Genomic DNA, 20,898 nt, shown 5'->3' on the forward strand with positions numbered 1-20,898 from the left:
GATGACTCGATTGGAACAGCTAGCCCCCTGGCGCGCCCGCCCGGTGCGCCCCCCGCAAAGCGGTATCTCGCGGCGCAAGTCGCTATGGACACGGCTGCGCCTGGACCCCTGGCTGCTGGCGCTGCTGCTGGTGCTGATGGGCGGGGGGCTGCTGGTGCTCTACAGCGCCAGCGGGCAGCGCCTGCCGGTGGTCCAGGCCCAGGCGACCCGCTTCGCCGTTGCCCTGGTGGTGATGCTGGTCTTGGCCCGCCTGTCACCGGCCAGCCTGATGCGCTGGGCGCCCCTGGTCTATGGGGGCGGGGTCCTGATGCTGCTCGCCGTGGAGATCATGGGCGACGTGGGCATGGGGGCCCAGCGCTGGCTGGAGATTCCCGGGGTGATGCGCTTCCAGCCGTCGGAGCTGATGAAGCTGGCCATGCCGATGATGGTGGCCGCCTACCTGTGCCGGCGCCCGCTGCCGCCGCGCTGGCAGGACCTGCTGGTGTGTGGCGTGTTGCTGGGGCTGCCGGTGCTGTTGATCGCCCGCCAGCCGGACCTGGGTACCTCCCTGTTGGTGGCCTGCTCCGGGGTCTTCGTGATCCTGCTGGCGGGACTCTCCTGGCGCTTTATCCTGGCCATGGGGGCCCTGGTCGCGGCGGCCCTGCCGCTGCTGTGGATGAACATGCACAACTACCAGCGTCAGCGCGTGTTGACCTTCCTCAACCCCGAGAGCGACCCCCTGGGGGCGGGCTGGAACATCATCCAGTCGACCACCGCCATCGGCAGCGGTGGTCTCACCGGCAAGGGCTGGCTGCAGGGCACCCAGTCGCAGCTGGAGTTCCTGCCCGAGCGCCATACCGACTTCATCGTCGCCGTGCTGGGCGAGGAGTTCGGCCTGGTGGGCATGCTGGCGGTGCTGGCGCTCTACCTATTGATCATCGGGCGCGGCCTGTGGCTGGCCAACACCGCCCAGGACAGCTTCGGGCGATTGCTGGCCGGGAGTATCGTGCTGACCTTCTTCATCTACCTCTTCGTCAATGTGGGCATGGTCAGCGGGATCCTGCCGGTGGTCGGGGTGCCGCTGCCGCTGGTCAGCTATGGCGGCACCTCCAGCGTGACCTTGATGGCCGGTTTCGGTATTCTCATGGCCATTCAGGCCCACCGGCGGCTGCTGCCAAGATAGCGATGGCATACCAGGGAGAGGAGAGACGATGACGCGAGTGAGAGCCGGCTCGGCCTGGCTGCTGAGCCTGGGATTGGGAATGATGTTGCCGGCCCAGGCCGCCGACTTCGATCCGGCGGCCCATCAGGGCGTGGCGGCCCTGGTAGAGGAGCTGGCGGCCCGGGAGATTCCCGCCGCCTGGTCAAGCGAGCAACTGCGGGGAGCGGTCTTCCAGCAGGGCGTGCTGGATGCCATGGCCGGCGCCGCCGAGCGTCGCCTGCGCTGGGACGAGTACCGCGCCATCTTCATGCAGCCGGAGCGGGTGGCCGAGGGGGTCGACTTTATCGCCGCCCATGCCGATGCCTTCGAGCGTGCCGAGGCGGCGTTCGGCGTGCCCCCGGAGATCATCGCCGCCATCATCGGGGTCGAGACTCGCTTCGGGCAGTTCAAGGGGCGCCATCGGGTGCTCGACTCCCTGGCGACCCTGGCCTTCCATCATCCGCGGCGGGGCGACTTCTTCCGCGGCGAGCTGGCCGCCTTCCTGGAGATCACCTTCGAGCAGGGCGTCGAGCCCGGCGAGATGCAGGGCTCCTATGCTGGCGCCATGGGCTACCCCCAGTTTATTCCCACCAGCTATCGCGCCTATGCGGTGGATTTCGACGGCGATGGGCTGCGTGATCTCTGGTTCAATCCGGTGGATGCCATCGGCAGCGTCGGCAACTACTTCGCCGAGCACCGCTGGCGCCCGGGCGGAACGATCTATAGCGAAGCCCGGGGGCCGGACTCGCTCCCCGACGGCATCGACTTCAATCAGACCCGGCCTCCCTATGCCGGCCTGGCCAGCCTGGCAGCCGAGGGGATCGAGCCGCTGGATGGTGCCCTCGACGATGACGCCCGGGTGATTCCCCTGGCCCTGGACACCCTGGATGACGCCGGCGATACGCACTATCGCTACCGCCTGGGTCAGCATAACTTCTACGTGATTACCCGCTACAACCATAGTCATCTCTATGCCATGGCGGTCACCGAGCTGGCCGAGGCCATCGCCGCGGCCCGGGAGGAGGAGGCATGAAGACACCCTTCCTGGGCCTGATGGCCGTGGTGATGCTGCTGGCCGGCTGTGCCAGTGGCGGCGGCAGCGCGCCCGCGCCTCGCGCCGAGACGGGGGACGCCACCGAAACCGCCACCGGCCGCTATGCACGGGCCAGCGACGCCTACCCGGAGCTGCCCCCCGATGTTTCCAATGTGCCGGATGCGGTGCCGCGTATCGAGCCGCGTTCCCGGGGCGGCAACCGTTCGCCCTATCAGGTCTGGGGGCAGAGCTACCGGGTGCTGGATGATGCGCGGGGCTATCGAGGCGCCGGCATCGCTTCCTGGTATGGCGAGAAGTTCCACGGTTACGCCACTTCCAATGGCGAAATCTACGACATGTACAAGATGAGTGCCGCCCACCGCTCGCTGCCGCTGCCCACCTATGCCCGGGTCACCAGCCAGGACAATGGTCGCTCGGTGATCGTGCGGGTCAATGATCGTGGGCCCTTCCATGAGGATCGCGAGATCGATCTCTCCTATGCCGCCGCGGCGCGCCTGGGGATCCTCGATGCCGGCACCGGCCGGGTCACGGTGGAGGCCATCGACCCCGAAACCTGGCTGGCCGAGAATGGTCGTACCACCGCGCCTCGGGCGGCGCCAAGCGAGAGCGGCCCGGCCGAACGCGGCCCGACCGAACGCGGCTCGACCGAACGCGGCCCGACCGAGCGGGACCAGGTGGCCGCGCCCGTCGAGCGTGCCATGGCAAGCGAAGCCCCCTCCGGAGGCCAGGCCGAGGCCGCCGACGATCCCCTGTTTCTGCAGGTGGCCGCGCTCGGCTCGGCGGGCAATGCCGAGGAGCTCAAGTCGCGCCTGGAGGCCGAGCTGGGGCACCCGGTGCGGGTGGAGAGTCGGGCCGGGATCCATCGGGTCCAGGTGGGGCCGGTGGCGGATGCCGGACGCCTCGATCCCCTGCGTGATGCCCTGCGCCGGGCCGGCTTCGCCCAGACCCTGTTGATTCGCCAAGAGTAACGATTTTCCCCCATGCATCCTTCGATGAGATACCGCGTTATGAGCCAGCTGTCCTTCCGTTCGCCGCTGCGGCGCCTGCTCGGCACCCTGTTGCTCTGTGTCGCCGCCCTGAGCCTGGCGGCCCAGGCGCAGCAGCCCGCTCCCGCCCCTGCCCCTCAGACGATGATACCGGCGCCGCCCCAGCTGGCCGCCAGTTCCTGGATCCTGATGGATGCCAATAGCGGCGAGGTGCTGGCGGAACACAATGCCGACGAACGCCTGCCGCCGGCCAGCCTCACCAAGCTGATGACCGCCTACCTGGTGGAGCGGGAGCTGGATCGTGGCAATATCGCCATGGAAGACATGGTGACCATCAGCGAGCACGCCTGGCGTACCGGGGGCTCCAAGATGTTCGTCGAGGTCGATACCCAGGTCTCCATCCACGACCTGCTCTACGGCATCATCATCCAGTCCGGCAACGATGCCAGCGTGGCGGTGGCCGAGCATCTGGCCGGCGGCGAGCGTCCCTTCGCCGACCTGATGAACCAGCATGCCACCCGCCTGGGCATGCACGACACCAACTTCGTCAACCCCACCGGCCTGCCGGACGCCGATCACTACTCCTCGGCCCGGGACATGGCGACCCTGTCGCGGCATATCATCGACGATTACCCCGAGCACTATGCCATCTACGCCGAGCGCTACTTCACCTATAACGATATTCGCCAGCCCAACCGCAACCGCCTGCTGTGGCGCGATAGCTCCGTGGATGGCCTCAAGACCGGCCATACCAACGAGGCCGGCTACTGCCTGGTGGCCTCCGCCGAGCGCGATGGCATGCGGCTGATCTCGGTGGTGATGGGCACCGACTCCGAGGAGGCCCGGGCCCAGGAGACCCAGAAGCTGCTCAGCTACGGCTTCCGCTATTACGAGACCCTCGAGGTCTACGACGAGGGGGAGACCATCGCCACCCCGCGTATCTGGGGCGGCGAGGTGGACGAGCTGCGCCTGGGCGTCGCTGAGGCGCTGTGGGCCACCGTGCCCCGGTCGCGTAACGACGGACTCAATGCACGCCTGAGCCTGCCCGATGCCATCAATGCGCCGGTGGCCGCCGGCGAGACCCTGGGCACCCTGCAGGTGGTGCTGGGCGAGGAGGTGGTGGCCGAGCGCCCCCTGGTGGCCCTGGAACCGGTGGAGCAGGGCGGGCTCTTCAAGCGCCTGCTGGATACCATTCGCCAGTTTATCAGCGGCTTCTTTAATTAACTCCTGACGGGGCCCGAGACGACTCGGGCCCTGCCGACTCCCTTGGTGGCAGGGGATAGGTTGAGTAGAATACTCGTACATGACTTGCGTCGAGTATTCCCATGAGCGACAACTCCCTGCGTGACCTGCGCCAGGCCCCCGGCGCCGCGGCGCGCCCCAAGGTCGAATTCCCCTGCGACTACCCGCTGAAGATCGTCGGCGATGCCGCCGACGATTTCCGCGAGACCGTGGTGGCCATCGTCGAGACCCATGCCCCGGGCTTCGACCGCACCAGCGTCCAGGTGGTGGACAGCCGCAACGGCCGCTTCCAGTCGGTGCGCCTGACCATCACCGCCGAAGGGGAAGCGCATCTGCAGCGCCTCTTTACCGCCCTCAAGGCCACCGGCCGCGTGCATATGGTGGTGTGATGGCGTCCACTCCGGCCCTGCCGTCCATCGAATTTTATCGCCTCGGCCGACGCCCCTATGAGCCGGTATGGCAGGCGATGCGCGACTTCACCGACCACCGTGACGCCCAGACCCCCGACCAGTTCTGGCTGGTGGAGCATGATCCGGTCTTTACCCAGGGCCGGGCGGGCAAGCCCGAGCACCTGCTGATGCCCGGGGAGATTCCCGTGGTGCAGAGCGATCGCGGTGGCCAGGTCACCTACCATGGTCCCGGCCAGGTGGTGCTCTATCCGCTGATCGATGTGCGCCGGGCCGGCCTAGGGGTGCGTGACCTGGTCACGGCCCTGGAGCAGGCGGTGATCGCCCTGCTCGCCGAGCAGGGCGTCGAGGCTCGGGCACGCCCCGATGCCCCCGGCGTCTATGTGGGCGAGGACAAGATCGCCTCCCTGGGGTTGAGGATCCGCCGCGGCGCCAGCTTCCACGGGGTGGCCCTCAACGTCGATGGTGACCTCTCGCCCTTCCAGCGCATCAACCCCTGCGGCTATGCCGGCATGGCCATGACCCGCCTGCTGGACCTGGTGGACGACTGCCCCGGCGTGGAGGCGGTAGGGGAGCGCCTGGCGCACTGCCTGGCCCGGGAGCTGGGAAGAACCCTGAGCGCCTAGCGACAAGCCACAAGGAGCAAGCTACAAGGAAACTCCTTGTAGCCCGCAGCGTAGGGGGGATCATCCTGCCTTGCAGCTTGCAGCTTGCAGCTTGCAGCTTGCAGCTTGCAGCTTGCAGCTTGCAGCTTGCAGCTTGCAGCTTGCAGCTTGCAGCTTGCAGCTTGCAGCTTGCAGCTTGCAGCTTGCAGCTTTCAGCCGACGTTGATCGCATCGATCCGATTGGGATCGGCCTGCTGTCCGGGTACCTCGGCGGGGGCGGCCAGGCCCAAGTTGTTCTTCTCGAACACCCGGTCGGCACGGTAGCTGGAACGCACCAGCGGGCCCGAGGCCACCTCCATGAACCCCTTGTCCAGGCCGATCCGGCGGTAGCGCTCGAACTCCTCGGGGGTGACGTAGCGCTCCACCGGCAGGTGGTTGCGGGTCGGGCGCAGGTACTGGCCCAGGGTGACGATATCCACGCCGATCTCGCGCAGGTCGTCGAAGGTGGCGAGGATCTCTTCCTCGGTCTCGCCCAGGCCCAGCATCAGGCTGGTCTTGGTGAGTACCTCGGGCTTGTGGCGCTTGGCATAAGCCAGCACATCCAGGGTCTTGCGGTAGCCGGCGCGGGGATCGCGGACCCGCTCGGTGAGGCGTTCCACGGTCTCGACGTTCTGGGCGAAGACCTCGAGGCCCGACTCCACCACGCCCTCGATGGCGGCATGCGCGCCGTCGAAGTCCGGGGTCAGGGCTTCCACCACCACCTCGGGGGTGTTGGCCTTGATGGCGCGGATGCAGGCCGCGTAGTGGGCCGCGCCGCCGTCCTCCAGGTCGTCGCGATCCACCGAGGTCAGTACCACGTAGCGCAGCCCCATCAGCTCCACGGACTTGGCGGTGTTGGCCGGCTCCTCGCTGTCCAGCCAGCCCTTGGGGTTGCCGGTATCCACGGCGCAGAAGCGGCAGGCGCGGGTGCACACCGAGCCCATCAGCATGATGGTGGCGGTGCCGTTGCTCCAGCACTCGCCCATATTGGGGCAATGGGACTCGGCGCAGACGGTGCTCAGGCGGTGCTCGCTGACGTTGCGCTTGACGGCCTCGAAACGCTCGCCGCCGGGGATCTGGGCGCGCAGCCATTTCGGCTTGCGCCCCAGCTCGGGCCCCTCGCCCTCCTGGCGGCGTTGCTTGATGCCGTCCTTGATGGCGGTGAAGCCTTGCTCGGTGCGGAACTTCGCTCCACTGGAGATCGGTTTCGAGGGGGTGTCATTCATCGGGGGTGGGCTCCTCCGCTAGGCGGCTGCCAGGGCCAGGCGGTGCGCGGCTTGTCGCCCGGGGCGGGCAGTCAGCAGGGCGTGCTGGCGACTACGTGGATTGCAGGCCGGTAATTTACCACAGCCGCGCCGGGCTGGCACAGGCGAACCCCCTGCCTGGCGGCCATAAGGCAGATCAGGAGTCGAGCGGCAGGCAGGCGACACCATGGCCCGGCATCGGCGTCAGCGGCGCCTGGAAGTGGGTATTGAGCTCCGGGAGGATCTCCCGCACGAAGCGCAGGAAGAGCTCGGTGACCGGGGAGGGGGGCCTGTCCTTGGGGTGCACCGTGCACCAGGAGCGGCGCAGCGGGAAGCCCGGCAGGCGCGGCGAGGCGAGCAGCCCCGAGGCGATCTCCAACTGTACCGCCAGGCGCGGCAGCACCGCCACCCCCAGGTGCGCCATGACCCCCTGCTTGATCGCCTCGTTGGTGCCCAGCTCGATGGTATGCGAGAGCGAGACCCGCTCCCGGGCGGCGAACTCCTCGAAGGCGGTGCGTGCCCCCGAGCCGGGCTCGCGCATCAGCACGTAGTGGTGGGCGAAATCGTCCAGGGTCGGTGCCTTGGCCCCGAGCAGGGGGTGGCCCGGCCACACCACCGGAATCAGCTCGTTATCGAGGATCGGCATAAAGGCCAGGTTGGGGTCGCTGGGCACCATGCCCATGATCACCAGGTCGTCGCGGCGCTCCGCCAGGCGCTCCAGGGCCTGGCCGCGGTTGCACACCCGCAGCCGCACCTGGACTTCCGGATAGCGGGCACGAAAGCGCGCCAGGATATGCGGCACCACGTACTGGGCGGTGGAGACTGCCGCCAGGTTGAGCTCGCCGCGGATGGTGCCGGCCAGCTCCGAGAGCTCCATCTGCAGGCTCGAGACCTGGCCGAAGATCGCCTGCACCGAGGCCGAGAGGGCATCGGCGGCGGGCAGGATATGCAGGGTCTTGCCGGCATACTTGAACAGCGGTTGCTCGAGGACCTGCTCCAACTGGCGAATCTGGGCGCTCACCGCCGGTTGCGTCAAGCCGAGCTGCTCCGCCGCCCGGGAATAGGACTGCTGGCGGTAGACCGCCTGGAACACCTGCAGCTGACGAAAGGTCAGGCGGTTGAGCAGACTGGGACGTGACATGGTTGGGCTTCCGCTAGCTATAAGTCCTGACTTATAGGTTGGCAAAAAAATTACGGCTTTTCTATTGGTGTTGGCCCGGCTAGGTTAGAGGGTTGGGCCGAAGCCCTGGATTCGGCCTGGCCGCGGGCACAGTCTTCCCCATGCCCGTCATGGACGCAACCCTGGAGGCCGTCGTGTTCACGAAGTTGTTGATCGCCAATCGCGGTGAGATCGCGGTGCGCATCGAGCGCGCCTGTGCCGAGATGGGTATCCGCTCGGTGGCCATCTATACCGAACCGGACCGTTTCGCCTTGCATGTGAAGCGTGCCGACGAGGCCTATTTCGTCGGCGACGACCCCCTGGCCGGCTACCTGGACCCGCGGCGCCTGGTGGACCTGGCCCGGGAGACCGGCTGTGAGGCCATCCATCCCGGCTATGGCTTCCTGGCCGAGAACGCCGAATTCGCGCGGATCTGCACCGAGGCGGGCATCGCCTTTATCGGCCCCGACAGCGAGGCCATCGCCGCCCTCGGCGACAAGGTCGCGGCGCGATCCAGCATGCACCGCGCCGGTATCCCCATTACCCCGGGGGGCATGGCGGCCCTGGGCGGCCTCGATGAGGCCCGGGCCCTGGCCGATGGCCTGGGCTACCCGGTGATGCTCAAGACCCTGCGCGGCGGTGGCGGGCGCGGCCTGCGTCGCTGCGACGATGTGACTCAACTGACCCGGGCCTGGGAGACCCTGCCCGGGGAGAGCGGTGAGGCCGAGCTCTACCTGGAGAAGTGCATCGCCACGGCCCAGCATATCGAGGTGCAGGTGCTGGCGGATCGCCACGGCGGGGTGATTCACCTCTTCGAGCGGGATTGCTCCCTGCAGCGGCGCAATCGCAAGCTGATCGAGGTGGCCCCCAGCCCCCGGTTGACCCCGGAGCAGCGCGCCTACATGGGCGAGCTGGCGATCCAGGCCGCGGCCGCGGTGGGCTTCGAGAACGCCGGCACCGTGGAGTTCCTGGTGCGTGGCAACGAGATCTACTTCATGGAGATGAACCCGTGCATCCAGGTGGAGCATACCGTCACCGAGGCGGTCACCGGGGTGGATATCGTCCGCGAGCAGATCCGTATCGCCGCCGGCCACAAGCTGGCCTTCCGCCAGGAGGATATCCGCCACCACGGTTACGCCATCCAGTGCCGCATCAATGCCGAGGATCCCAAGAACGACTTCCTGCCCTCCTTCGGGCGCATCACCCGCTACTATGCCCCCGGCGGCCCCGGGGTGCGGGTCGATACCGCCATCCATACCGGCTACCGGGTGCCGCCGCACTTCGATACCCTCTGCCTCAAGCTGATCGTCTGGGGCATGACCTGGGAGGAGACCCTCAATCGGGCGGTGCGCGCCCTGGATGACATGCGCCTGCAGGGCATCAAGACCACGGCGGCCTATTACGAGGAGATCCTGCGCCACCCGGCGCTGCGCGAGGGCCATTTCGATACCGGCTTCCTGGCCGCCCACCCGGAGCTGCTCGACTATTCGAGCAAGCGTCATCCCGAAGAGGTGGCCCTGGTGATCGCCGCCGCCATCGCCGCCCATGCGGGCCTGTAAGGACAGAGACGAATGAGTGAATCCAACGACCCGGTGCGGTTGACCGAGGTGGTGCTGCGCGACGGCCATCAGTCGCTGATCGCCACCCGGCTGCGCACCGAGGACATGCTGCCGGCTTGCCCCGAGCTGGATGCCATCGGTTTCCACGCCCTGGAGGTGTGGGGTGGGGCGACCTTCGATGCCTGCGTGCGCTTCCTCAAGGAGGACCCCTGGGAGCGGCTGCATCGCCTCAAGGCGGCGCTGCCCAGGACGCCCTTGCAGATGCTGCTGCGCGGCCAGAACCTGGTGGGCTATCGTCACTATGCCGACGACGTGGTGGAGGCCTTCGTGGCCCGGGCCGCGGCGGGGGGCATCGATATCTTCCGCCTCTTCGACTCCTTGAACGATTTCCGCAACCTGGAGGTGCCCCTGGCCGCGGTCAAGGCCAGCGGCAAGCACGCCCAGGCGGCGCTCTGCTACACGGTGAGCCCGGTGCATGATCGGGCCAGCTTCGTCGCCGATGCCAAGCAACTGGTGGCCATGGGGGCCGACTCCATCGCCATCAAGGACATGGCCGGGCTGCTCACGCCCTACGCCACCTACGAGCTGGTGGCGGCCCTGGTGGATGCCCTGGAGGTGCCGGTGCACCTGCATACCCATGCCACTTCGGGGCTCGCCGCCATGTGCCACCTCAAGGCGGTGGAGGCGGGCTGCCGCCATCTGGATACCTGCAGCGGCGCCTTCGCCGGCGGCACCAGCCACCCAGCCAGCGAGGCGCTGGTGGCGGCCCTGCAGGAGACGCCCCAGGACACCGGCCTGGACCTGGCGGCGATTCGTCGCGTGGGCGAGACCCTGCGCGGGGTGCGCACCAAGTATGCCCGCTTCGAGAGCGAGTTCACCCGGGAGGATATCGGCGTACAGCTCAACCAGGTTCCCGGCGGCATGATGTCCAACCTGGCCAATCAGCTGCGCGAGCAGAACGCCCTGTCGCGGATCCAGGAGGTGTTCGAGGAGATCCCCCGGGTGCGTGCCGAGCTGGGCTATCCGCCCCTGGTGACCCCCAACTCCCAGATCGTCGCCAGCCAGGCGGTGATGAACGTACTCAGCGGCGAGCGCTACAAGGCGATCACCAATGAGGTGAAGCGCTACCTGCTGGGGGGCTATGGTCGGGCGCCGGGGCCGGTGGACGAGGCCCTGCGCAGCCGCGCCGTGGGCAATCAGCCGGTGGCCCAGGGGCGGCCGGCGGACCAGCTGCCGGCGGAGCTGCCGCGCTTGCGGGAGGCCATCGGCGACCTGGCCGAGAGCGAGGAGGACCTGCTGACCTTCGCGCTCTTCCCCGATATCGGCCGCGACTTCCTGGTCGGGCGCCGGGAGGGCAGCCTGGTGCCCGAGTCCCTGGAGGAGGCCGGCACCGCGCGCCGCCCGGTGGCCGAGGCGCCGCCCACCGATTTCGTGATCGACGTGCACGGCGAGTCCTATGAGGTGCAGATCACCGGGGTGGGGCGCGACGTGGGCGGGCGTCGCCAGGTCTACCTGAGCCTGGACGGCATGCCCGAGGCGGTGGTCTTCGAGCCGCGGGCCAGCCAGCCGGCCCCGACCGCCGCGCCCCGTGCCCGGGCCACCACCGCCGGACATGTGACCACCGCCATGCCGGGGACCATCGTCGAGGTGCTGGTGGGCGTCGGCCAGCGGGTCGAGGAGGGGCAGGCGATCCTGATCACCGAGGCGATGAAGATGGAGACCGAGGTGCATGCGCGCCTGGCCGGCCGGGTCGGCGCCGTGCATGTGGTCCGGGGCGATCGGGTCACCCCGGGGGAGGTGCTGGTGGAGATCGTCGGGGAGGCGTGATACGACGGGATGGCTGCTGTGAAACCAGCGAAGGGCGCCACGGGGCGCCCTTCGTATTGCTTTACGCCGCCGTGGCGGGCGTTCTTCAGCTTCGCGAGCTAATCCAGTCGTCGGCGTCGGGGATCTCGATATCGACCGCCTCGGCCAGTCGTGGCGAACTCAGCAGGAAGTCGGCGCTGGCCATATTGCAGGCCACCGGCACGTTCCACAGCGCCGCCAGGCGCAGCAGCGCCTTGACGTCCGGGTCATGGGGCTGGGGAGCGAAGGGGTCCCACAAGAACACCAGCAGGTCCAGTCGCTGCTCGGTGATGCGTGCACCGATCTGCTGGTCGCCCCCCAGGGGGCCGCTCATCACTCCCTCTACCTCCAGCCCCAGCCGCTCGGCGACCCGCCGTGCGGTGGTACCGGTACCCAGCAGCTCGTGTTGGGCCAGGGTGTCGCGCCAGCGCTCGGCCCAGGCCAGCAGCTCCTCTTTCTTGCCGTCGTGGGCGATCAGGGCGATGCGCTTGCGCTCGGGTAGCCGGCGCCGGCGCGCCTGGCGGGGACGGGATTCGCTCATGGGGCCTCCTCTCGCTCGCTTACTGGACGGTCAGGATCTTCAGGGTATTGGTGCCGCCATGGGCGTTCATATGGTCGCCGCGGGTCAGGATCACCTGGTCGCCGGGGCCGGCGATGCCGCGGGCCCGGAGCTCGTCCAGGGCGCGGGCATTGAGCTCGGTGGGGGTCATCTCACTGGTGTCGAAGAACACCGAGACCACGCCCCGATAGAGGGCCATGCGGCGCTGGGCGATGGGGCTATGGGCCAGGCCGATGATGGGCAGGCCGGAGCGGATGCGCGAGGCGATCAGCGGCGTATAGCCGGTGGCGGTCATGCAGGCGATGCCGGCGACCCCTTCCAGGTGGTTGGCGGCATACATGGCCGACAGGGCCACCGCCTCGTCGACCTTTGAGAAGCCCTCGTGGATGCGGTGCCCCGACTCCTGGGCGGTGCGCTCGCGCTCGGCGCCCAGGCACAGGCGGTGCATCGCCTCGATGGTCTCCACCGGGTAGTCGCCGGCGGCAGTCTCGGCGGAGAGCATCACCGCGTCGGTGCCGTCGAGCACGGCGTTGGCCACGTCGAACACCTCGGCGCGGGTGGGCAGCGGCGCGCTGATCATCGACTCCATCATCTGGGTGGCGGTGATCACCGCCCGGTTGAGCTTGCGGGCGCGGCTGATGATGCGCTTCTGCACGCCGATCAGTTGGGCGTCGCCGATCTCCACGCCGAGGTCGCCGCGGGCCACCATCACCGCCTCGGAGGCGCGGATGATGCCGTCCAGGGTCTCCGGGTCGGCCACCGCCTCGGCACGCTCGACCTTGGCCACCAGGCCGATTTCCTTGCCTGCTTCGCCGAGCAGTTCGCGGGCCTCCTGCATATCGGCGGCGCTGCGCGGGAAGGACACCGCCAGGTAGTCGACGCCGATGTCGATGGCGGTCTTGAGGTCGGCCTTGTCCTTGTCGGTGAGGGCCGCGGCGGAGAGGCCGCCGCCCTGCTTGTTGATGCCCTTGTTGTTGGACAACCGCCCGCCGACGGTCACGGTGGTGTGCACCTCGGGGCCGTCGATGCGGGTCACTTCCAGCACCAGGCGGCCATCGTCGAGGAGCAGGACGTCACCCACGGCGACGTCGCCGGCGAGGTCCTTGTAGTCGCAACCGACCCGCTCGGCGGTACCCGCCTCGGTGTCCATGGCCATGTCGAGGACGAAGGCCTGGCCGTCGTCGAGGGTCACGGCGCCATCAGTGAAGCGGGCGATGCGGATCTTGGGGCCCTGGAGGTCGCCGAGGGCGGCGACGCTCTTGCCGAGGCGCGCGGCGATCTCGCGCACCGCCTGCAGGCGCCGACGGTGGTCGTCGGCGGTGCCGTGGGAGAAGTTGAGGCGTACCACGTCGACGCCGGCGTCGATCATCGCCTCGAGGACGCCCTCCCGGTCGCTGGCGGGACCCAGGGTGGCGACGATCTTGGTGCGGCGCAGGGGGGGATGGGCGATCGACATGGTAGGACTCCTCTGGAATCTGCGTGGGGTGGGGTCTGGGCACCTTGGCCGGGACCGCCGTCATTCTCGATGATTGTGATGTAGTGATTTTACTACATCACAGTAGACCATGCTCGACGCTCGGTGAAAAGGGCCTCTCAGCGGGTGCCGGGGGAGTCTGTAACGAATGGATGACGATGAGGTGACATCGTCCGCCGCTTGCCTGGCCCGATTCCGGGGGCTAGGTTCAGAAAGCGGCGGGCCTGGCGTGAAGGGGCCGGCTGGGGTAGGGTAAGCGCATTTTTCCGTCGAAGAGCCCTTCGGCGAGGGATCGATGCCGGGACCCTCCGGTCTCGGGCACATAGAAAGTGGAGCACTATGGGCAAGTCACTGGTCATCGTCGAGTCACCGGCCAAGGCCAAGACGATCAATAAGTATCTCGGCAACGACTTCGTCGTTAAGTCGAGCGTGGGGCATATTCGTGATCTGCCGACCAGCGGCTCCGGCAAGGGTGCCACGGATCCCAAGGAGCGCGCCCGCCAGGCGGCGGCGACCCGCAAGATGTCGCCGGAGGAGAAGGCCACCTACAAGAAACGCAAGGCCTGGGATCAACTGATCCGGCGCATGGGCATCGACCCGGAGCATGGCTGGGAGGCCCGTTACGAGGTGCTGCCCGGCAAGGAGAAGGTGGTCGCCGAGCTCAAGAAGCAGGCCGAGAAGGCCGATGCCGTCTATCTCGCGACCGACTTGGATCGCGAGGGGGAGGCCATCGCCTGGCACCTCAAGGAGACCATCGGCGGCGATGCGTCCCGCTACAAGCGGGTGGTGTTCAACGAGATCACCAAGAACGCCATCCAGGAGGCCTTCAAGGACCCCGGCAAGCTGCAGATGGAGCGGGTCGAGGCCCAGCAGGCGCGGCGCTTCCTCGATCGGGTGGTGGGGTTCATGGTCTCGCCGCTGCTCTGGAACAAGGTGGCCAGGGGCCTCTCCGCCGGCCGCGTGCAGTCGGTGGCGGTGCGCCTGATCGTCGAGCGGGAGCGGGAGATCCGCGCCTTCGTGCCGGAGGAGTTCTGGGACGTGCATGCCGACCTGGCCGCCGAGGGACAGGCGCCGATCCGTTTCGAGCTGGTGCGTCAGGACGGCAAGGCCTTCCGCCCCACCTCCGAGGCGGAGACCCTGGAGCGCATCGCGGCGCTGCGCAAGGCAAGCCTGGCGATTACCGCCCGGGAGGACAAGCCGACCCGCTCCAAGCCCAACGCGCCCTTTATTACCTCGACCCTGCAGCAGGCCGCCAGCGCTCGCCTGGGCTTCTCGGTGAAGAAGACCATGACCCTGGCCCAGCGCCTCTACGAGGCGGGCTATATCACCTATATGCGGACCGACTCCACCAACCTCTCCCAGGATGCGGTGGCCAGCGCCCGGGACTATATCACCGAGGAGTTCGGGGCGCGTTACTTGCCCGAGTCGCCCAATCGCTATGCCAGCAAGGAAGGGGCCCAGGAGGCCCACGAGGCGATCCGCCCCTCCGAGGTGACCCGCAAGGCCACCGACCTTTCTGGCATGGAGCGCGATGCCGAGCGGCTCTATGAACTGATCTGGCGTCAGTTCGTGGCCTGTCAGATGACCCCGGCGGAGTATCTCTCCAGCACCCTGACCGTCGAGACCCAGGGCTACGAACTCAAGGCCAAGGGCCGGGTGCTCAAGTTCGACGGCTATACCCGGGTGATGAAGCCTGCCGGCAAGCAGGAGGACCAGTCGCTGCCGGACCTGGCCAAGGGGACGCCGCTCGACCTGGTGACCCTGGATCCCCAGCAGCACTTCACCAAGCCGCCGGCACGCTTCACCGAGGCCAGCCTGGTGCGCGAGCTGGAGAAGCGCGGCATCGGCCGCCCCTCCACCTATGCGGCGATCATCTCCACCATTCAGGAGCGCGGCTACGTCAAGCTGGAGAACCGCCGCTTCTACGCGGAGAAACTCGGCGATATCGTCACCGACCGCCTGGCGGAGTCCTTCCGCGACCTGATGGACTTCTCCTTTACCGCGCGGATGGAGGACAGCCTCGACCAGGTGGCCGAGGGCGAGCGCAACTGGCGGGAACTCCTCGACGCCTTCTATGCCGACTTCAAGCGTCAGCTGGAGCGGGCCGAGAGCGACGATGGCATGCGTCCCAACCAGCCGGTGCCCACCGATATCGACTGCCCCAGCTGCGGTCGCAAGATGCAGATCCGCACCGCTTCCACGGGGGTCTTCCTGGGCTGCTCCGGCTATAACCTGCCGCCCAAGGAGCGCTGCAAGACCACCATCGACCTGATCCCCGGCGAGGAGGCGGTGGCCGCCGATGCCGACGAGGAGGCCGAGACCGAGGCGCTGCGCGCCAAGCATCGCTGTGGCAAATGCGGCACCGCCATGGACAGCTACCTGATCGACGAGACCCGCAAGTTGCATATCTGCGGCAACAGCCCGGACTGCGACGGTCACGAGGTGGAGCAGGGCAAGTTCCGCATCAAGGGCTACGAGGGGCCAGTGATCGAGTGTGACAAGTGCGGTTCCGAGATGCAGCTCAAGAGCGGTCGCTTCGGCAAGTACTTCGGTTGCACCAACGACGAGTGCAAGAACACCCGCAAGCTGCTCAAGAGCGGCGAGGTGGCGCCGCCGAAGATGGACCCGATCCCCATGCCGGAGCTGGCCTGCCAGAAGGTCGATGACCACTATGTGCTGCGCGACGGTGCCAGCGGCCTCTTCCTGGCCGCCAGCCAGTTCCCCAAGAATCGCGAGACCCGCCCGCCCCTGGTGCGCGAGCTCAAGGCTCATGCCGAAGAACTGCCCGAGAAGTATCACTTCCTGCTCAAGGCGCCCAGCGAAGACCCGGATGGTCGCCCGGCGCAGATCCGCTTCTCCCGCAAGACCAAGAGTCAGTACGTGATGACCGAGGAGGGCGGCAAGGCCAGCGGCTGGAAGGCCACCTTCGAGGGCGGCAAGTGGCAGGTGGAGGACAAGCGCAAATGACCCTGACCGAGAAGGGCGGCAAGGCTGCCTTTGAGAGCGGCAAGTGGCAGGTGGGGGACAAGCGCAAATGACCCTGACCGAGAAGAGCGGCAAGGCCAGCGGCTGGAAGGCCACCTTTTTCGAGGGCGGCAAGTGGCGGGTGGAGGGCGAGCACCTATGACACCGGCGGGCCGTACCAATCAATTGCTCTACCAGGCCGAACTGCTGCTGACTCAGCCGCCGGCCGAGGTCGATGAGCATGAGGAGGCGCGGCGGCGCGCCTTGGAGGAGGGCGCCCTGGCGACCCTGGAGCTGGCGCTGAATTCGCTGCTGCGGGAGGTCACCGAGCATGCTCGCCTAGAGCACCACGACTGGCGCGAACTGCTCGATGGCGACGAGCCCGTGGCGGAGCTGACCCAGTTGCGGGCCCTGGCCGAGCGTCCCGAGAGCTGGCTGGCGGTGCTGCTGGTGCGCCTCGAGGCCCTGCATGGGGTCGAGGGGGCGGCCCGACGCGAGGCGGCGGGCGGCCTGATCGCCGCCTCTGCCGGCGAGCCCCTGGCCCGGGAGCTCGCCGGGTGTCTCAAGGAGTTCAAGGCACTGCTGCCCGCCCTGCGCGAGACCAGCCAGGAGTGGTAGCGGGCTCGCGCGGCTGGCATGCCTGAAGGGCGCCCTCAGCCATTCCAGTCGCGATAGCCTTGTATAGGGCGCTCCCCGGTGTGTCGGGCGGCCATAACCGGTACAATCGCGGCCCTCTATGCATCGACCGGACCCTTATCCTTGATCTCCACCGCCAATATCACCATGCAGTTCGGGGCCAAGCCCCTGTTCGAGAACGTCTCCATCAAGTTCGGCAACGGCCATCGCTACGGCCTGATCGGCGCCAATGGCTGCGGCAAGTCCACCTTTATGAAGATCCTCGGCGGCGACCTGGAGCCCTCCTCGGGCCAGGTGATGGTCGAGTCGGGGGCCCGGCTCGGCAAGCTGCGCCAGGACCAGTTCGCCTACGAGAACGAGCGGGTCATCGACACCGTGATCATGGGCAATGCCGAGCTCTCGCAGGTGGCCGCCGAGCGGGAACGCATCTATGCGCTGCCCGAGATGAGCGAGGAAGACGGCATGGCGGTGGCCGACCTGGAAGTGCGCTTCGCCGAGCTGGACGGCTACACCGCCGAGGCCCGCGCCGGCGAGCTGCTGCTGGGACTCGGCATTCCGCTCGAGCAGCACACCGGCCCCATGAGCGAGGTGGCGCCGGGCTGGAAGCTGCGGGTGCTGCTGGCCCAGGCGCTGTTTGCCGACCCCGACGTGCTGCTGCTCGACGAGCCCACCAACCACCTGGATATCAATACCATCCGCTGGCTGGAAGGGGTGCTGACGGCGCGCAACAGCACCATGATCATCATCTCCCACGACCGCCACTTCCTTAACAGCGTCTGCACCCATATGGCGGACCTGGACTATGGCGAGATCCGGCTGTTCCCGGGCAACTACGACGACTACATGACCGCGGCCACCGCCGCCCGCGAGCGGCAGCACGCCGACAACGCCAAGAAGAAGGCGCAGATCGCCGAGCTGCAGCAGTTCGTCAGCCGCTTCTCGGCCAACGCCTCCAAGGCCAAGCAGGCCACCTCCCGGGCGCGCCAGATCGACAAGATCAAGCTCGAGGAGATCAAGCCGTCGAGCCGGGTCAGCCCCTTTATCCGCTTCGAGCAGGCCCGCAAGATCCATCGCAACGCGGTCAACGTGGAAGGGGTCACCCAGGGTTACCCCGGTGAGGCGCCGCTGTTCGAGCGCTTCGGCATGACCGTGGAGGCCGGCGAGCGCATCGCCATCATCGGCCCCAACGGCATCGGCAAGACCACCCTGCTCAGGACCCTGGCCGGTGAACTCTTGCCGCAGGCCGGTAGCGTGAAGTGGACCGATAGCGCCGAGCTCGGCCACTTCGCCCAGGATCACGCCGACGACTTCGCCAATGACGCCAGCCTGTTCGAGTGGATGGCCCAGTGGACCGACGGCGGCGAGCAGGTGATCCGCGGTGCCCTGGGCCGCATGCTGTTCTCCAGCGACGATATCGGCAAGTCGGTGAAGGTGATCTCGGGTGGCGAGCAGGGGCGCATGCTGTTCGGCAAGCTGACCCTGACCCGGCCCAATGTGCTGCTGATGGACGAACCCACCAACCACCTGGACATGGAGTCCATCGAGGCGCTCAACCTGGCCCTCGAGCACTACCCGGGGACCCTGATCTTCGTCAGCCACGACCGGGAATTCGTCTCCTCGCTGGCCACCCGCATCCTCGACATGAGCGAGTCGGGGATCATCGACTTCAGCGGCAGCTACGACGACTACCTGAGGAGCCAGGGCCTGTTCGGCTGACGGGCGCCTCCGCCCCGGGAGATTGCCGCTAGTCGCTACCGAGCCACAATGTTAGGCTAGTAGCGACGTTAGCGGCCATGGATTTGCCATGGCCGCTTTCTATTGTTATCGAATTGAGGAGGTTCGGGTGTCCGATACCGCAGTCCTGGAAATCGTCGAGCTCGCCGATGGCGAGATCGTGCTACGCAGCGCTGAGGGAGAGGGCGAGCCTCTGGTGAGGATCCGCTTCTCCGAGGAGGCCGCCGAGCTGCTGCGCCGCGCCCGCTTCGAGGTGGCACAGGAGATGATCGATCATGCCCTGTCGCGCAGTCATCTGGTGGAAGGGGACGAGGAAGAGGTCCAGGCGTTGCCGGCGACCCTGCACTGACCCGTCCTGCCCGCCTGCGTGATCTTGTCGCCGCCTTCTGGGCGGCGGCGTCGTTTTGGGTGCGCGGGGGTGATAAAGGGTTGAGGGACTGGCTGGCGCGTTTGACCAAGCTTTGCTGGGATAAAAGGAGAGCGCCCGTCCGGGGGCGTTAGCATGGCGCCCATCGCTTCTGGGCCTAAGGAGAAGGTTATGTCGAGACAGTATCTTTCGCTGGAGTTGATTGGCTATTGGCGGGATGCCAATCGCACGGAGATCCCTAACGATGGGGGAGTCTTCTGTGTCTATGGCGGGGAGTACGATGCGGCGACCGGCGACTATTCCCTGCATCGGCTGATCTATATTGGCGAGTCGCGCAACGTGAACTACGCCATTGCTCACCACGAGACCCGTGAGCGCTGGCTCGCCAAGCTGGGTGATAACGAGGAACTGTGCTACAGCATCGGGGTGGTCTATTACACCATGCGCGAGCGCTGTGCCGCGGCCCTGATTCATGAGCACCGCCCTCTGGCCAATGAGCGTGAGGCCATCGAGACCTTCACCTTCGATGAGACCGAGATGGTGCTTTCCGGGAAGACGCGGCTACTCAACAATCACTTTATCGTCTCCCCTGAAGGGAAAAGCGGAGTGACCTGAGCCCGGAGGGTGATAGGATACGCGGTGATTCCGCTCGGGCGCGAAGCGCCCGGGTCCGCTTTCTATTACTGCAAGAGAGTCTCGAATGCGTTACCTGCTTCGCATCGTCGCCCTGATGGGGGTGCTGTGTCTGCTGATGGCGACGGCCCAGGCCAGCCTGGTCGATCTCGAGGAGCGTTTCGCGCCGCGCCATGACAACGAACTGTGGCTATTGGTGGATGATCGTAGCTCCACTCTTTTCGTCTACCGCGGGTATCGCGAGCTGGAGCGGATGCATCCGGTCTCTCTGGGGCGGGCCGGTGCGGCACCCATCCGTACCCGCGGTGACCGTCGCACGCCCACCGGGGAATTCCACATCGATCGCTTCAATTTCGAGAGCCCGTTCCATATCTTCATGGGGCTCGACTACCCGACCCCCTGGCATGCCCGCGATGCCCTTAATGCCGGGGTCATGAGCCGGGCAGAGTACGACGACTATTTCGCCTACCTGCGACGCCATGGTCGTCCTCCCCAGGACACCATCCTGGGAGGCTATATCGGCATCCATGGCCTGGGAGAGGGCGATCCCGGCATCCATCAGCAGTTCCACTGGACCCAGGGGTGCGTGGCGGTGACCAACGAGCAGATCGAGCGCCTGTCGCAACTGGTCGACATTGGCACGCGGGTAGTGATCCGCTAGGCTAAGGATCGTGAAACCAAGAACTTCTGTAGTAGACAAAGGCACTACGTCTATAATAAAACGGCGTTTGACTAAGACGGCTTGGCCGTTATGGTCACGCTGACCGAAGTGGAAGGCGAGATGACTCGCTTCGGTGGCAAGCAGACCTGCCCAGGGAATCGGACCTTGTCCGACCCGGGCTAAACCAAGGAAGACCCTCAAGGAGAACGTTATGACCCTCAAGAGCACTCTGAAGCTGACCGCTGCTGCAGCCTCCCTGGCCATCCTGGCTGGCTGTGCATCTACCAGCGCCCTGGAAGAAGTGCGCATGACTGCCGAGTCCGCTCAGGCCGACGCGGCCGAGGCTCGCAGCATCGCCACCCAGGCTCAGAACACCGCCAACCAGGCTCAGCGTGACGCTCAAGCGGCCCTGCAGATGTCTCAGCAGAACCGTGAAGAGATGAACCGCATGTTCGAGCGTTCCATGTACAAGTAATGCTTGTACCAGCAGGGCACTGGCATCCCGGTGCGTTGCTTCAGGCATCCCGCCTGTTCAAGACCCTCTGCCTCG

The 20,898-nt window shown here is 67.0% G+C and carries 20 protein-coding genes; 16 read left to right on the forward strand and 4 right to left on the reverse strand.

The genetic code is table 11. The features are described from left to right. The first annotated feature begins 1 nt into the window (after window position 1). The 6 genes from rodA (at window position 2) to lipB (ending at window position 5,495) form a co-directional block, all read left to right on the forward strand. Window positions 2-1,162 (forward strand): rod shape-determining protein RodA, encoded by a 1,161-nt coding sequence (gene rodA / locus ACZ5EF_RS07950; protein ID WP_346060642.1) that lies wholly within the window; start codon window positions 2-4, stop codon window positions 1,160-1,162. Window positions 1,163-1,190: 28 nt separating this feature from the next. Next, complete coding sequence (gene mltB, locus ACZ5EF_RS07955) at window positions 1,191-2,213, forward strand: lytic murein transglycosylase B (protein WP_346060641.1); 1,023 nt, start codon at window positions 1,191-1,193, stop codon at window positions 2,211-2,213. Continuing rightward, entirely contained in the window at window positions 2,210-3,202 is a 993-nt protein-coding gene (locus ACZ5EF_RS07960; protein ID WP_346060640.1) for a septal ring lytic transglycosylase RlpA family protein, read from the forward strand. The genes mltB and ACZ5EF_RS07960 overlap by 4 nt, the downstream gene beginning before the upstream one ends. Window positions 3,203-3,241: 39 nt before the next feature. Next, window positions 3,242-4,444: a D-alanyl-D-alanine carboxypeptidase family protein gene (locus tag ACZ5EF_RS07965; protein WP_346060639.1), complete on the forward strand. Its 1,203-nt coding sequence runs from the start codon at window positions 3,242-3,244 to the stop codon at window positions 4,442-4,444. Between the two features lie 101 nt (window positions 4,445-4,545). Then, window positions 4,546-4,851: an HP0495 family protein gene (locus ACZ5EF_RS07970; protein ID WP_346060638.1), complete on the forward strand. Its 306-nt coding sequence runs from the start codon at window positions 4,546-4,548 to the stop codon at window positions 4,849-4,851. After that, window positions 4,851-5,495, forward strand: a complete 645-nt coding sequence (gene lipB / locus ACZ5EF_RS07975) for a lipoyl(octanoyl) transferase LipB (RefSeq protein WP_346060637.1) — start codon at window positions 4,851-4,853, stop codon at window positions 5,493-5,495. The genes ACZ5EF_RS07970 and lipB overlap by 1 nt, the downstream gene beginning before the upstream one ends. Before the next feature lie 191 nt (window positions 5,496-5,686). Here the strand turns inward: lipB and lipA are convergent, their stop codons facing one another. Together lipA and ACZ5EF_RS07985 are read right to left on the reverse strand one after the other, a co-directional pair. Next, window positions 5,687-6,739 carry a lipoyl synthase gene (lipA, locus tag ACZ5EF_RS07980; RefSeq protein ID WP_346060636.1) on the reverse strand — a complete coding sequence of 351 codons (1,053 nt, stop codon included), beginning with the start codon at window positions 6,737-6,739 and terminating at the stop codon, window positions 5,687-5,689. 175 nt (window positions 6,740-6,914) lie between these two features. Then, entirely contained in the window at window positions 6,915-7,898 is a 984-nt protein-coding gene (locus tag ACZ5EF_RS07985; RefSeq protein ID WP_346060635.1) for a LysR family transcriptional regulator, read from the reverse strand. Between the two features lie 173 nt (window positions 7,899-8,071). Between ACZ5EF_RS07985 and ACZ5EF_RS07990 the strand changes: the two genes are divergently transcribed. Then, window positions 8,072-9,475, forward strand: a complete 1,404-nt coding sequence (locus ACZ5EF_RS07990) for an acetyl-CoA carboxylase biotin carboxylase subunit (RefSeq protein ID WP_346060634.1) — start codon at window positions 8,072-8,074, stop codon at window positions 9,473-9,475. 12 nt (window positions 9,476-9,487) lie between these two features. Next, window positions 9,488-11,302, forward strand: a complete 1,815-nt coding sequence (gene oadA, locus ACZ5EF_RS07995) for a sodium-extruding oxaloacetate decarboxylase subunit alpha (protein WP_346060633.1) — start codon at window positions 9,488-9,490, stop codon at window positions 11,300-11,302. 85 nt (window positions 11,303-11,387) lie between these two features. Here oadA and ACZ5EF_RS08000 read toward each other — a convergent pair whose 3' ends face one another. Together ACZ5EF_RS08000 and pyk are read right to left on the reverse strand one after the other, a co-directional pair. Next, window positions 11,388-11,861, reverse strand: coding sequence for a methylglyoxal synthase (locus ACZ5EF_RS08000; RefSeq protein ID WP_346060632.1), 474 nt, complete (start codon window positions 11,859-11,861; stop codon window positions 11,388-11,390). A 19-nt stretch (window positions 11,862-11,880) separates the two neighbouring features. Beyond that, on the reverse strand, window positions 11,881-13,335 hold the full coding sequence (pyk, locus tag ACZ5EF_RS08005) for a pyruvate kinase (protein WP_346060631.1): 1,455 nt from the start codon (window positions 13,333-13,335) through the stop codon (window positions 11,881-11,883). 357 nt (window positions 13,336-13,692) lie between these two features. On the opposite strand from pyk, the gene topA reads away from it, so the two are divergent. The 8 genes from topA (at window position 13,693) to ACZ5EF_RS08045 (ending at window position 20,823) form a co-directional block, all read left to right on the forward strand. Beyond that, window positions 13,693-16,320 carry a type I DNA topoisomerase gene (topA, locus tag ACZ5EF_RS08010; protein ID WP_346060630.1) on the forward strand — a complete coding sequence of 876 codons (2,628 nt, stop codon included), beginning with the start codon at window positions 13,693-13,695 and terminating at the stop codon, window positions 16,318-16,320. Window positions 16,321-16,387: 67 nt separating this feature from the next. After that, on the forward strand, window positions 16,388-16,480 hold the full coding sequence (locus ACZ5EF_RS08015) for a hypothetical protein (RefSeq protein ID WP_346060629.1): 93 nt from the start codon (window positions 16,388-16,390) through the stop codon (window positions 16,478-16,480). Then, the gene (locus tag ACZ5EF_RS08020; protein WP_346060628.1) at window positions 16,477-16,935 is read left to right on the forward strand and encodes a DUF6586 family protein; all 459 of its coding nucleotides are present in this window, start codon (window positions 16,477-16,479) and stop codon (window positions 16,933-16,935) included. The genes ACZ5EF_RS08015 and ACZ5EF_RS08020 overlap by 4 nt, the downstream gene beginning before the upstream one ends. 141 nt (window positions 16,936-17,076) lie before the next feature. Continuing rightward, window positions 17,077-18,669, forward strand: a complete 1,593-nt coding sequence (locus ACZ5EF_RS08025) for an ABC-F family ATPase (RefSeq protein WP_346060627.1) — start codon at window positions 17,077-17,079, stop codon at window positions 18,667-18,669. Between the two features lie 127 nt (window positions 18,670-18,796). Then, window positions 18,797-19,036 carry a hypothetical protein gene (locus ACZ5EF_RS08030; protein ID WP_346060626.1) on the forward strand — a complete coding sequence of 80 codons (240 nt, stop codon included), beginning with the start codon at window positions 18,797-18,799 and terminating at the stop codon, window positions 19,034-19,036. 189 nt (window positions 19,037-19,225) lie between these two features. Next, complete coding sequence (locus ACZ5EF_RS08035) at window positions 19,226-19,669, forward strand: hypothetical protein (RefSeq protein ID WP_346060625.1); 444 nt, start codon at window positions 19,226-19,228, stop codon at window positions 19,667-19,669. 85 nt (window positions 19,670-19,754) lie between these two features. After that, window positions 19,755-20,348 carry a L,D-transpeptidase family protein gene (locus ACZ5EF_RS08040; RefSeq protein ID WP_346060624.1) on the forward strand — a complete coding sequence of 198 codons (594 nt, stop codon included), beginning with the start codon at window positions 19,755-19,757 and terminating at the stop codon, window positions 20,346-20,348. Window positions 20,349-20,559: 211 nt separating this feature from the next. Further along, on the forward strand, window positions 20,560-20,823 hold the full coding sequence (locus ACZ5EF_RS08045) for an Lpp/OprI family alanine-zipper lipoprotein (protein WP_195859255.1): 264 nt from the start codon (window positions 20,560-20,562) through the stop codon (window positions 20,821-20,823). The last annotated feature ends 75 nt before the right edge of the window (window positions 20,824-20,898 follow it).

The organism is Bisbaumannia salifodinae, assembly GCF_055388505.1.